10 protein-coding genes and 1 tRNA gene are annotated in these 13,217 nt (G+C 65.5%); 9 read left to right on the top strand and 2 right to left on the bottom strand.

The features are described 5' to 3' along the window. The first annotated feature begins 108 nt into the window (after positions 1 to 108). From AB0M74_RS24465 to AB0M74_RS24440, 6 genes are all read left to right on the top strand, one after another. Positions 109 to 1,077 carry a UTP--glucose-1-phosphate uridylyltransferase gene (locus AB0M74_RS24465; protein WP_366528612.1) on the top strand — a complete coding sequence of 323 codons (969 nt, stop codon included), beginning with the start codon at positions 109 to 111 and terminating at the stop codon, positions 1,075 to 1,077. A gap of 131 nt (positions 1,078 to 1,208) precedes the next feature. Beyond that, positions 1,209 to 2,468: a gephyrin-like molybdotransferase Glp gene (glp, locus tag AB0M74_RS24460; protein ID WP_366528611.1), complete on the top strand. Its 1,260-nt coding sequence runs from the start codon at positions 1,209 to 1,211 to the stop codon at positions 2,466 to 2,468. Positions 2,469 to 2,480: 12 nt separating this feature from the next. Further along, a complete protein-coding gene (locus AB0M74_RS24455; RefSeq protein WP_366528610.1) occupies positions 2,481 to 3,131 on the top strand; it encodes a GNAT family protein in 651 nt (216 codons plus the stop codon). Between the two features lie 288 nt (positions 3,132 to 3,419). Then, positions 3,420 to 4,595: a gephyrin-like molybdotransferase receptor GlpR gene (gene glpR / locus AB0M74_RS24450; RefSeq protein ID WP_366528609.1), complete on the top strand. Its 1,176-nt coding sequence runs from the start codon at positions 3,420 to 3,422 to the stop codon at positions 4,593 to 4,595. An 86-nt stretch (positions 4,596 to 4,681) separates the two neighbouring features. Further along, positions 4,682 to 4,754: transfer RNA gene (locus AB0M74_RS24445), tRNA-Ala, on the top strand. A 277-nt stretch (positions 4,755 to 5,031) separates the two neighbouring features. Then, positions 5,032 to 5,904: an NAD(P)H-binding protein gene (locus AB0M74_RS24440; RefSeq protein ID WP_366528608.1), complete on the top strand. Its 873-nt coding sequence runs from the start codon at positions 5,032 to 5,034 to the stop codon at positions 5,902 to 5,904. Positions 5,905 to 6,050: 146 nt separating this feature from the next. On the opposite strand, the gene AB0M74_RS24435 is transcribed toward AB0M74_RS24440, so the two are convergent. Then, positions 6,051 to 6,749 carry a hypothetical protein gene (locus AB0M74_RS24435; protein ID WP_366528607.1) on the bottom strand — a complete coding sequence of 233 codons (699 nt, stop codon included), beginning with the start codon at positions 6,747 to 6,749 and terminating at the stop codon, positions 6,051 to 6,053. A 300-nt stretch (positions 6,750 to 7,049) separates the two neighbouring features. Next, a complete protein-coding gene (locus tag AB0M74_RS24430; protein ID WP_366528606.1) occupies positions 7,050 to 7,337 on the bottom strand; it encodes an antibiotic biosynthesis monooxygenase in 288 nt (95 codons plus the stop codon). Positions 7,338 to 7,406: 69 nt separating this feature from the next. On the opposite strand from AB0M74_RS24430, the gene AB0M74_RS24425 reads away from it, so the two are divergent. The 3 genes from AB0M74_RS24425 to AB0M74_RS24415 all read left to right on the top strand — a co-directional run bounded on the left by AB0M74_RS24425 (position 7,407) and on the right by AB0M74_RS24415 (position 13,070). Continuing rightward, positions 7,407 to 9,380 carry a potassium transporter Kup gene (locus tag AB0M74_RS24425; protein WP_366528690.1) on the top strand — a complete coding sequence of 658 codons (1,974 nt, stop codon included), beginning with the start codon at positions 7,407 to 7,409 and terminating at the stop codon, positions 9,378 to 9,380. A gap of 141 nt (positions 9,381 to 9,521) precedes the next feature. After that, a complete protein-coding gene (locus AB0M74_RS24420; protein ID WP_366528605.1) occupies positions 9,522 to 10,109 on the top strand; it encodes a hypothetical protein in 588 nt (195 codons plus the stop codon). Between the two features lie 528 nt (positions 10,110 to 10,637). After that, complete coding sequence (locus tag AB0M74_RS24415; RefSeq protein ID WP_366528604.1) at positions 10,638 to 13,070, top strand: arylsulfatase; 2,433 nt, start codon at positions 10,638 to 10,640, stop codon at positions 13,068 to 13,070. Positions 13,071 to 13,217: the final 147 nt, after the last annotated feature.

The raw sequence follows: 13,217 nt of genomic DNA, 5'->3' as shown, positions 1-13,217 counted from the left end.
CACAGTGATCACCTTAAGCTCACCGGGACCCGGATCGGCCCGACGGCCGACTCCGGTGCTGTGCCCGACGGGCGTTGGGACGCTGTGACGGATGGATAGGGTAGGCGTATGACAGCAGTGCCGGATAAAACGGCCGGACAGCCCGCGAAAGACGCGGTGGTGTCGTGTTTCCGAACGGCCGTGGTACCCGCGGCCGGCCTGGGGACGCGGTTCCTGCCTGCAACCAAGACGGTGCCCAAGGAATTGCTGCCGGTAGTCGACACTCCCGGCATCGAGTTGGTGGCGGCCGAGGCCGCAGACTCCGGTGCGGACCGGCTGGTGATCGTGACCTCACCGGGTAAAGACGGTGTTGTCGCGCACTTCGTCGAGGACCTGTTGCTCGAGAGCACGCTGGCCGAGCGCGGCAAGTTCCACCTGTTGGAGAAGGTGCGCAAGGCGCCGGGTCTGCTCGATGTCACCTCGGTCGTGCAGGAGGAACCGCTCGGTCTCGGCCACGCGGTCGCGCAGGCCGAGCGCGTTCTCGATGACGACGAGGACGCCATCGCCGTGCTACTGCCCGACGACCTGGTGCTGCCTTGCGGTGTGCTCGACGTGATGAGCCGGGTGCGCCGCAAGCGCGGCGGCACCGTGCTGTGTGCCATCGACGTGCCGAAAGACGAGGTCAGCGCGTACGGCGTCTTCGATGTCGCCCCGGTGCCCGATGCGGTGAACCCGAATGTGCTGCGCGTCAACGGCATGGTGGAGAAGCCTGCCCTCGCCGACGCGCCTTCCACCTTCGCGGCCGCGGGCCGATATCTTTTGGACCGCGCCATTTTCGACGCGCTGCGCCGGATCACCCCGGGCGCGGGTGGTGAATTGCAGCTCACCGACGCGATCGCGCTGCTGATCGAAGAGGGCCATCCGGTCCATGTGGTAGTGCACCGTGGGTCGCGCCACGATTTGGGCAACCCTGGCGGTTATCTTCGTGCTGCGGTCGATTTCGCGTTGGAACGCGAGGAATACGGCCCCGCCTTACGGGAGTGGCTGCAGCATCGGTTGAGTTCGGATTGGGATCCGCAGCTGACAACGGACGACTAACGCGGATGGGCATCGGGTTTCGCCGATAGTGGACCGTCGGGTACGAATGATGGTTCACCATGCGGGCGCACCGAACCCGGTTGCGCTGATGCGGAATCCGGGTTGGGTGCGAAGAGATCAGGAAGGGCTGGATGCGCTCGGTTGAGGATCAGCAGATCAAGGTGACCGCCGCGGCGGTCGCGCCCCGGCCGGTCCGGGTCGCGATCTCCGAGGCCCAGGGCCTGCTGTGTGCCGAGGACGTTGTCACCGAACGACCGCTGCCCGGCTTCGATCAGGCTGCCATCGACGGCTATGCGGTGCGCAGTGTCGATGTGGCAGCCGCCGGTACCGATATCCGCAACGAAGACGGCGAGCTGGTCGATCTCACCTTGCCGGTGGTCGGTGAGGTGGTCGCCGGTTCCAAGCAGCCGAGCAGGCTGCAACCGCGCCAGACCGTTCGGGTCGATACCGGTGCGCCGCTGCCGACTTTGGCGGATGCCGTTCTGCCGCTGGACTTCACCGATGGCGGCCGGGCCAGGATCAAGGTGTACGAGCCGGTGCGCTCCGGCGACTACGTGCGGCGCATCGGCGACGATGTGCAGCCGGGCGATGTCGCGGTGCGCGCGGGAACCATCATCGGTGCGGCGCAGGTAGGGCTGCTCGCGGCCGTCGGCCAGGACAAGGTGCTCGTGCATCCGCGGCCTCGGCTCTCGGTGATCTCCGTCGGCGGCGAGCTGATCGACATCGATCGCACGCCCGGCCCCGGCCAGGTCTACGACGTGAACTCCTACGCATTGGCCGCCGCCGCCCGTGACGCGGGCGCCGATGTCAATCGGGTCGGCATTGTGAGCGCGGATCCACGGCGACTTCGCGATGTGGTCGAAGGTCAGCTTGTTCGTTCCGAGGTAGTGGTGATCGCCGGTGCCATCGGTGGCTGGGCGTCGGAGCAGGTCAGGGAAGCGCTCGAAGGTCTCGGTGAGTTGGAGATCGCGCGGGTCGCGATGCACCCCGGTTCGGTTCAGGGCTTCGGGCGGCTCGGCCGCGATGAGGTGCCCACCTTCCTGCTGCCCTCGAATCCCGTTGGTGCACTAGTAGTTTTCGAGGTGATGGTGCGACCTTTGATCCGGATCGCGCTCGGGCGTAGGCATCCGATGCGACGGATCATCCGGGCCAGGACCATCACGCCGATCTCCTCGATGGCCGGGCGCAAAGGCTATCTGCGCGCGCAACTCATGCGCGACGAGACCACGGGCGACTACCTCGTCCAACCGCTCGGCGGCGGGGCGGGCTCCTCCTCGCATCTGCTCGCGACGCTGGCCGAGGCCAACAGCCTGATCGTGATCGATCCGGACGACACCGAGTTTCGCACCGGTGACGAGGTCCGAGTCGCTTTTCTCGCACAGCGTGGCTGAGGCGTGGAGTCGATGAACGTGTTCCGGGTCACGCAGCATCCCGGATGGCCCGCGCATCTCGGACCGTTGCGCGTCGCGGCGGGCCGGGTGACATTGCGGCCGGTGCGGTTGCGCGACGCCGCGGCGTGGAGCCGGATCCGGCTGCGCGATCGGGCGCACCTGGAGCCGTGGGAGCCGACCGGCCGCGGCGCATGGGAGGCGCGCAACCATGCGTCGAACTGGCCGTCGCTGTGGTCGGGCCTGAAGGCGGAAGCCCGTCGAGGCGCGATGATTCCGTTGGTCATCGAGGTGGACGGCACGTTCAGCGGCCAGCTGACCATCGGCAATATCGTGCGCGGCGCGCTGCGCTCGGCCTGGATCGGCTACTGGGTGGCCAAGGATCTCAGCGGCCAGGGCGTCGCAACCGCCGCACTCGGCCTCGGCCTCGACCATTGCTTCGGACCCGCCGGACTGCACCGCGTGGAAGCGACCGTCCGCCCGGAGAACCTGGCCAGCCAGGCCGTGCTGCGCAATGTCGGATTCCGCGAGGAAGGTCTGCTCTCGCGGTATCTGGACGTGGACGGAGCCTGGCGCGATCACTTGCTCGTCGGCATCACCGTCGAGGAGGTGGCCGGAACCGTGGTCGACCGTCTGGTCCGCAACGGCCGCGCCACCTTGCTCTGAGCGTGGTTTTTCGCCGATTCGTGTGACAGGTGTGGCAGATGTGCACGGCGCGCCTGACGGATCTCGCCGCGACACGGAATTAACCTACGGACGTCGGTGGCGCGTCTTGCGTCATCGGCAGGGAGCCTGCGAGGCGTCCGGCGAGCTCGCCGAAACGCTTTGTGGCGACCGGACGTCCGTGGAGTCCGAGTGCGTTTTGCGGCGAGCGAACGCACTGCGATGGGGAGCGGAGCGACCGGTCGAAGGCCGAACGGACAACCCAGGCGGGGACGGAGGTGCTGAGGCGATATGCCGAATTCGATTCTGTGGATCGGTCTCGTCATTCTCTGGGTCTTCGTCCTGTTTCCGATACTCGCCGATCGGCACCCGAGAATCCGGCAGACGACCGACGCGGCGCTGGCGACCCGCGTATTGCACCGCGGAGATTCCAAGCGGCGCCCGAAAAGTGGACCGGCCGCAGGGCACGACAGTGATCCTGATTATCGGCCGACCCGCGCGCAGAGAAAGCATCCCCATTGTGATGATGCGGAGGACCGGATGACAACACCGGCCGACGAGCCCGTCACCGAAATCGACGACGAACAGCCTCTTGGAGACGAAACGCTGGAGCTCGAGGGCGACACCCCCCGTGATTCCCGATCTGCTGCCTCCGATTCCGATATCTCCGAGGCCGACATCGATGAGCTCGATGACGAGCTCGACGACCATGCGAACGAACTCGGCGCTGCGGCGGCCGAATTCGATGATGCCGAAACCGAATCCGATGGCTTCGACGGTGAATTCCATACCGAATCGGACAGTATCGACATCGCTGCGGCCGGATTCGCTGCGAACGTCGACCCGGAGGCCGATGATGACCTCGTGGCCGATGAGCGTACCGATCCGGCGGCCCGGATCTCCCCGGCGCGCTCGGCTGCGCCCGCGCGGTACCTCGAACCTGACGACGACACCGAATCCGATTCGACCGAAACGGATTTCGTTCCGACCCGGCGCGGTCGCGGCGGCTTCGACCCGGAGGCCGATGCGATCGCCCGCGCCGCCCGCTACACCTTCCGGCAGCGCGCGGTACTCGGACTTGTCCTGAGCGCCATCATGTTCGGCGGCCTCGGCGTCGCAGTGGCATCGCTGTTCTGGTGGGCCTGCGGGTTGTCGGCGATCGTGCTGGTGACCTACCTGGCGTACCTGCGCAAGCAGGTCCGCATGGAAGAGGAGATCCGCCGCCGCAGGGCCGCGCGCCTCGGCCGCGGCCGTGAGCGGGCCGAGCACTTCCCGCACCACACCGAGAAGCAGGCCACGCAGCAGGCCATGGACCGCGACACCGCCCGCGCCCTGCGCCGCCGCTCCGCCCGACTCCAGGCCGACGACGAAGACCCCATGTTCGAACACCTGGAAACTTTTGACGCCGCCACCGCTCGCGCCGTCCGCAACCGCACCGGCGACATGCGAAGGGCAGCCGGCGAGTAATTGCATTCGCGCAGGTCAACGGGCCGATTCGGAGTCTGAGCCCCGCTACTGATACAGTGTCACAGCGCGGTTCCCCGGAGCCGCACGGGGCTATAGCGCAGTTGGTAGCGCGTCTCGTTCGCATCGAGAAGGTCAGGGGTTCGATTCCCCTTAGCTCCACACACAAAAGATCCCCAGGTCAACAGCCTGGGGATCTTTGTACGTTATGCCCTTTATTCGAACCCTTGTCGATTCCTCGCATCGTACTCGGCGGCGTTGGTCAGTGGCGCGAGGTTTGCTGGCCGCCGGAACCTGGCCGCAACCCGCCAACAAGGCCGAACAATGCCCGAAGTCCCGTTCGGTCGCAGCCGCTCGCGCGCCGAACACGCTAGGTACCGCGTGAAATAACGAATTCTCGTGATGTGGCGGCATGGGCTTTACCGGAAATATTCATGTCATGAGCAGCACAGAGATTCGCACCTCCCACCCGACCGTTCTCGTCACCGGCGCGACCGGTGCCGTCGGCCGCCACCTCGTCACCACCCTCCTCGCCCGCGGCGCCGCAGTCCGCGCCCTGACCCGCAAGCCCGAGGACGCGAACCTGCCCGCGGCGGCCGAAGTTGTCGCGGGTGACCTCGCCGACGCCTCGACCCTCGGCCCACATGTATTCCAGGGTGTCGATCGTGCCTTCATCTTCCCGGCGCAGGGCCTCGACGTCTTCCTCGACGCGGCCGTTGCCGCCGGCGTGCACCGCTTCACAGTCCTGTCCTCGCTGGCCGCGGCGATGGAATTTCCCCGTGACCGCGGCTCGGCAAGCCAGCTGCACCACAGCGCCGTCGAAGCCGCCGTCACCGATCGCACCGACGCGTGGACGATCCTGCGCCCCGGCACCTTCGCCAACAACCTGCTCGAATGGCAGTGGCAGATCCGCTCGGGTGCCCCCTTGCGCGCACCCTACCTGGCATCCGCGCAAGCACCGGTCCACGAATACGACGTCGCCGAGGCTGCCGCCGAGACGCTGCTGTCCAACGACCACATCGGGCATACCATCCCGATCACCGGCCCGCGGGCGCTCACCCGCGCCGAGCAGGTCGCCACGATCGGCGCCACACTCGGACGACAGATTCCGCTGACCGAGATCACCCCCGATGAATTCCGCGCCGAGACAGCGCAATTCATCCCCCAGCCGATCATGAAGATGCTGCTCGACTACTGGAGTGACACCCTCACCACACCCGACCAGGTACGTCCTGTCACCACCGTGACCGGCAAGCCCGGACGTGCCCTGGCGGAGTGGGCCACCGATCACCGCACCGACTTCGGCGCCTGACCACTCGGCCGACCGTGCGGCCCAGCCATCTGGACCGGGCTGCACGGTGCAGTCATGCCACGCCCGGAACTCTTGGGTGTCATCGCACCCTGTGCTGGTCGTGAGCAGAGCGTGGGTGCATCGCCGAGAGCGTGCTCCCGCGCGGACTACAGGCCGTCGGCGCGAGCAATGTGGAAACAGTCGGCGACGCAGGCTATCTCGCCGCGTAGGTGGGCGAGGATCTGTAGTACCGAGGCGCCGGAATTGGCGTACTCCCAGGCGTTTGTCAACGCGAGGGTGGCTCCGGTGGATCTGTCCCGGGTGCCGGGCCAGGTCTTGAAAGTTCTGTCGATTGTTTCGACGACCGAACGATAGCGGTCGAGTGTGTCGTGGGGTGCCACCGATTGCATCAGGCCCACGAGCGCGGTGAGGTAGCCGCCGTAGAGCTCTGACGGGCAGTTGGGGTCGTAGCGGCTCTGCATCATGGTGTTGTCGTAGACGGCGTAGCCCTGAATGCCGAGGATTTCCGCGTCGGTGCACCAATGGTCCACCAGCACGTCGAAGACCGGGTCAGGGACACTCGCACCGGGGCTGGGTTCCGCCGGTCTGGTGGGTGGTGGCCCCTGGTCGCGGCCGCGTCGGTCTTGTGCGCTCCAGTCGGTGCCGCACTGGCGCCGCACTTCGCGTCGGATGTCGAGCTCGATGCCCGGGGTACTCGCGTCGGCCACCCCCAGAAAGCCCGCGGCCATAGTGGTGATGTCCCGTTCGGACATGAACGGGGACAGGGCTGACTGACATGCCCGCTGCACCGCTTCGCGAATGTCCGCCTGGACCCGGGGATCGTCCGGGTCTGGATACGCCGACATGCCGACCCTCCTCAGTTGGACGGGGCAAGCAAACTGAAACCAGAATATCGCCGATCGGCCCTCCAAGTTGCCGCTCTAGACGGAGTCCAGGCGCCGGCACCACAAATATCGGTCCATAAGGGCCGGGCCTTTGCCGTCCGCGTCCCCAGTTGCGCGCCACAGGCCCGTCCTACGGTCGTTTCTGTCTGGTTCGAGTAAGTTCCCGCCGAGTTCACCGGAGAGCCCGGCTCAGGCCGGGGCTTTGGTTTCGGTCCTTTTCCGAGCCGCTACGCCACAGCCGGGTGGACTGTCCACCACGCGTCAGGCCACGGGCGCGGTGCTGAGCGCAAGCAGCTCGGCCGGACCCACTCCGAACGCCTTGTTGGCAGCATCAGCTGCGTTCATGTGCTCCGAGGTGGCGTGCTCTCGCAGCGCCTCCGCCGACGCCGACTCCTCGAACAGTACGAAGCGGTCCGGATCGCCGTTGACAGCGTGCAGGTCGTAGTGCAAGCAGCCGGGCTCGGCGCGAACTACCTGCGCCTGCGCAGCGAAAGCGGCGATCTGTTCGGCATCCGCGCCCGGGCTCGGTGGTGATGAGAACGATCGCACGCAGAGTGTCGTGTCGACCCACCTTCGTTCATTGCGTAACTGGGTGCCATGGTGGCCGGGCACGACGCGATAGGGTGCTGTTCCGCAGACGAGGAGTGCAGCTTGGAAACCGAAACTGGAGTCGATCCGTCTTTGCATGCGACGGGCGGTGGCGGAACCGTTCGGGCCGCGGTCGTGGTCGGCGCTCTCGGTGTCGTGTTCGGTGATATCGGGACCAGCCCGATCTACACCATCCAGACGGTGTTCAACCCGGCCGACCCGCACCCGGTCCCGATCAGCACGGACAATGTGTACGGCGTTGTGTCGCTGATCTTCTGGTCGGTGATGATGATTGTCACGCTGACCTATATCTCGCTGGTGATGCGTGCCGATAATGACGGCGAGGGCGGGATCATGGCGCTGATCACGTTGCTGCGCCGCCTGAGTGGCACGCGGGGTCGGCAAGCGGCCGCGGTGCTGGCAGGGGTCGGCATCTTCGGTGCCGCATTGTTTTTCGGCGACAGCATGATCACTCCCGCGATTTCGGTGCTGTCCGCGGTAGAGGGTTTGAAGATCGTCGAGCCCGGATTCGAGAATTTGATCATTCCGATCACGGTGGTGATCATCGTCGCGCTGTTCTCGGTGCAGCGCCATGGCACCGCCACCGTCGGTCGATTATTCGGCCCGGTGATGATCCTCTGGTTCGTGACGATCGGTGTCCTTGGGGTCTCCGGAATCGTGCGCCACCCAGAGATCCTGAAGGCACTGTCGCCGACCTACGCGCTGGGCTTCATGTTCGGGCACTTCGGAATTGCGTTCTTCGCGCTGGCCGCGGTCGTGCTCGCGGTAACCGGCGCGGAGGCGCTCTATGCCGACATGGGCCATTTCGGCAGGAAGGCCATCACCCGCGGCTGGCTCGGGCTTGTGCTGCCCGCGTGCGCATTGAGCTACCTCGGGCAAGGTGCCTTGTTACTCGGTGACCAAAGCGCGGTGAGCAGCCCGTTCTTTCTGCTCGCTCCCGGGTGGGCGCGGTTGCCGCTGGTGCTGTTGGCGACCGCCGCGACCGTAATCGCTTCGCAGGCGGTGATCACCGGCGCGTTTTCGGTGGCCGCGCAGGCGGCTCAGCTCGGATACCTGCCGAGACTACGTGTGGCGCACACTTCGGAGTCCACGATCGGGCAGATCTATGTGCCGTGGATCAACTGGGTGCTGATGGTGTCGGTGCTGACATTGGTGTTCGCCTTCCGCAGCTCGGCGGCATTGGCGTTCGCGTTCGGCATGGCGGTGACCGCGACGATCTCCATCACGACGTTGCTTTTCTTCTACGTCGCTCGTACCAAGTGGGGAACGCCGCTGTGGCTGGTGCTGCTCGGTGCCATCCCGTTGTTGGCGGTGGATGTGCTCTTCTTGTCGGCGAATCTCACCAAACTGGTGCACGGCGCGTGGTTGCCATTGCTGATCGGTCTCACAGCGTTCACAGTGATGATCACCTGGGCGCGTGGGCGCGTAATCGTCACCGGGGCAAGGGAACAGGTGGAGGGATCGCTGCGCGCGTTCATCGATCAGTTGCAGGATTATCGCCCGCCGCTGGTGCGGATCCCTGGGACGGCAGTTTTCCTCAACCGAGGCAAAGAGACCGCGCCGCTGGCGATGCGGGCCAATGTCGAGCACAATCGCGTGCTGCACGAACACGTGGTGATTCTGTCGATCGAGACGTTGCCGGTGCCTCGTGTGCCTGATGCACAGCGCACGGAGATCGACGCGCTCGGGTACGGCGAAGACGGGATTATCCACGTGACCGCGCACTTCGGTTACATGGAAACACCGAATGTCCCGCACGCGTTGCGCCTACTCGACCCAGCACAGACCGAAGGCCAGATATCGGTCGACGGCGCCTCGTACTTCCTGTCGAAGATCGAGTTGAAGAAGGGCTCGGCGCCCACGATGGCGCCGTGGCGCAAGCGCCTGTTCATTGCGACGTCGTATATCACCGCCGACGCTGCCGAATACTTCGGGCTGCCGGGTGAGCGGACAGTGATCATGGGTTCGCAAGTCGAGGTGTAGGTGTGCGATGGCCGAGGGATGGCTGGATGCCGCCGAGACGAGCGGGTCGACGTGGCATAGCTCTCATGATTCGAATTGTGTGCAGATCGGTGCGTGAGGCTATTTCCTCTGTTCGTCTTGTCGCGATAACTTGTTCGGGTGATGAGGAATTCGACACCCACGGTGGCAGGAGCATGGCGGGCAGGCGATGGTGCTGCGGTGCCATTGCGCGAGGCGACGATGGCATGGATGCTGGCCGCGCACGCGGAATTGTCCGAGATCGCCACCGGGTATGGGCACTTCATCACCGTCGCCGAGTTGGCCGAGCGGGTGCAGGAGGCGTCGGGTGTGTACACCGAGGCGCCGACGCGTACGTGGATGGATGCCATTCTGCGCAAGATCGCCCGGCGCTGTCATAACGCGGGCGAGCCGCCGCTCACCGCGCTGTGTGTTCGGCAGAACCATACCGTTGGCGAAACCTATAAGTACGTATTGGAACTCGCCGGACTGCCGATTCCGAACGATCTCGAGCTGCATGCCGCCTACGCTCGTTGGCAGTGCTATCTGCACCACGGGGCCGAGATGCCGGCCGACCAAGGTGTCCCGCCGCTCACCCCCAAGGTGGCCAGCCACCGTTCGGCGCGGGCTGTGGGGCAAGCCGAGGTCAAGCCGCAGCCGACCCGCGCCGCGGTGTGCGCCCAGTGTTTCATCGAGCTGCCCGCCAGCGGAACCTGCCAATATTGCGTGTGACCGACTCCGGTCCACAGCAGGCTCGGGTCCGCGAGGACCGGGCGTTCGATTCGGCTGTTCGCGGTGCCGGGTAGCCGACACGATCCGGAGACTCCAGCCTTTTGCCGGCCGTCCTCCAGGCTCTGTGCATGCCGCGTTCCGGCTCGTGCAGAACCAGTGCATCACCTTGTTCACTGGCCCTAAAGCTACTGGTCGGCTACTATTTTCTGTGCGCCGTCGCAGAACTGAGTGGGTCGAAAAGAACATAATCGGATGCATGGGTGGCGTTGGTCCTCCCAGGTTGCTGTGTTGAGTGGCCTTGTCTCCCTTTAGACATGCGCAGAGCCATCAACGGTGGCGGCTCACGGAGCGACCTCACCCATCGGTAATGGGTGCGCTCTCCAAGTTTCCGTCGGAGCGTCGGTGTCTCCGCAAGAGCGCCGCACGTGCTCCAGAGCTAGAAGCCGGCAAGTCACAGCGCTGAGCTACCTCGTCGACGGGACTGCGCAGATTGCTTCGGAGAAGGCTGGCAACGACCAGTCTCACCGCGTGACCGCGGGCAACATCGGCAAGAACCTACGCGCCGATCGGCCGGATGTATGCCGGTCGGCGGGACGGAGGATCGAGGAGATGTCACCGAAGGAATACCGGCCGGGAACTGCTTTTCCTGGAGTCATCGGTCGGACGGCCGATGTGTCGAGTCCCGCTTGGCCCCAACCGATGCGGGCTGCGCTGGGTGCGCCCAACGTGCTGTTCATCGTGCTCGATGACACCGGGTTCGGGCAGCTCGGTTGTTATGGCAGTCCGATAGCGACACCGCAGCTGGACGCCCTGGCCGAGGGCGGATTGCTGTACAACAACATGCATACGACAGCGCTGTGTTCGCCCTCGCGTTCGTGCATCATCACAGGAAGAAACCACCATGCCAACGCGATGGCGGGCATTGCAGAGCTGACCACCGGATATCCGGGCTATAACGGCAACATTCCGTTCGAGAACGGGTTCCTCTCGGAGATGCTGCTCCAGCACGGATACAACACCTACCAGGTCGGTAAGTGGCACTTGGTGCCCTCGGATCAGGAGTCGGCTGCCGGCCCGTACGAGCGCTGGCCGCTCGGCCGTGGTTTCGAGCGGTTCTACGGCTTCCTCGGTGGCGACACCAGCCAGTGGTACCCGGATCTGATCCACGACAACCACCAGGTCGAGCCCCCCGCGACTCCGGAGGAGGGCTACCACCTGACCGCGGACCTGGTCGACAGGGCGATCTCCTTCATCTCCAGTGCGAAGCAGGTTGCTCCGGACAAGCCGTTCTTCTTGAACTTCTGCACCGGAGCGACGCACGCCCCGCACCATGTTCCGAAGGAATGGGCCGACCGATACCGGGGCCGGTTCGACGACGGCTGGGAGGCTTACCGCGAATTCACCTTCGACCGGCAGAAGCAACGGGGCATCGTGCCATCGGACGCGCGGCTGTCGCGCCACGACCCGGATGTGCCGGAGTGGAACTCGTTGCAGCCTGATGCGCGCCGCCTGGCCGCGCGGATGATGGAAGTCTTCGCCGGATTCCTCTCCCACACCGACCACCACATCGGGCGGCTGCTGGACTTCCTGAAGGAGATCGGCGAGTTCGACAACACGCTGATCATGGTCATCTCCGACAACGGGGCCAGCGCCGAGGGCGGCGTCACCGGGACCACCAATGAGCTGCAATTCTTCAACAATGCCCCCGAACCGATCGAGGACAGTCTCCGAGCGATCGACGAACTCGGCGGCCCCACCACGTTCAACCACTACCCGTGGGGCTGGACGTGGGCGGGCGACACGCCCTTCCGGCGGTGGAAGCGCGAGACCTACCGTGGCGGCGTCAGTGATCCGTTCCTGGTGCACTGGCCACGGGGCATCAAGGCACGGGGTGAGCTGCGCAAGCAGTACGCGCACCTGGTCGACATGGTCCCCACCGTCCTCGACGCGTTAGGAATCCAACCCCCGGCCACGATCAAAGGTGTGCCCCAGTCGCCCCTCCATGGTGTCAGCTTCGCGCACACCTTCGACGACCCGGACGCGCCGACCCGGCATCACACGCAGTACTTCGAGATGATGGGTCACCGCGCGATCGATCACTGCGGATGGCGTGCCGTGTGCCCCTGGCCGGGCCCTTCCTTCACCGAGTCGGGCAGGCTCTTCGGCACCCCCATCACAGCCGAGGACCTGGGCGAATTGGACGCCCACCACTGGGAGCTCTACCACATCGACGAGGACTTCGCCGAGACCCGCGACATCGCCGCAGAGCAGCCGGACAAACTGATCGAAATGATCTCACTGTGGTACGTCGAGGCCGGAAGGTACCAGGTGTTGCCCATCGACAGCAGCGGCCTGCAACGGCTGACAGTGGAGCGCCCCCAGATCACACCAGCGCAGCTCAGCTACACCCTCCGACCCGGCACCGAGGCGTTGCCCGCGGCCGTGGCGCCCCGGGTGATCAACCGTCCGCACAGCATCACCGCCGATGCCGAGATCCCGCCCGGGGGCGCCGAAGGGGTCCTGCTGTGTCAGGGCACCAACGTCGGCGGCTGGTCCTTCTATCTCAAGGATGGTCGACTGCACTACGCCCACAACTACGTTCGACGCGCCATCTACCGCGTCTACTCCATGGAGGTGGTCCCCGAAGGCCGCCACGAGTTGCGCTTCGAATTCGAACCCACCGGTGAACCCGACCTCGCCCACGGCAAAGGCACACCGGGCCACGGCCAGCTCTACATCGACCACCGCTTGGTCGGCGAGGCCGACATCCCCGTTACCACGCCGGTCGCTTTCAACCCCGGCGGGATGACCTGCGGCGCCAACTCGGGTTCGGCGGTGGCACCCGACTACGAACCGCCTTCGCGGTTCACCGGCACGCTGTACAGCGTCACCGTCGACCTTTCCGGGGAGCTGATCACCGACATCCAAAGCGAGATGCGCATGCACATGGCCCGGCAATAGGGCATCGGCGCGGCGGCACATGCGAGCGAGGCTGTTGAGCCGTCGAAATGACATCCCGCGCCTGTATGGATTCGAGCGCTCATGAGTTGGGTGCGGCCCTTTTGCGGACGTCGTGGCGGTAACGGCTGGAGGCACTGATCTATGAGA

Source organism: Nocardia sp. NPDC051463, assembly GCF_040681975.1.
Classification (GTDB): domain Bacteria; phylum Actinomycetota; class Actinomycetes; order Mycobacteriales; family Mycobacteriaceae; genus Nocardia.
The sequence above is the reverse complement of the archived record's forward strand: the minus strand, read 5'-3'. Positions and strand labels throughout refer to the sequence as shown.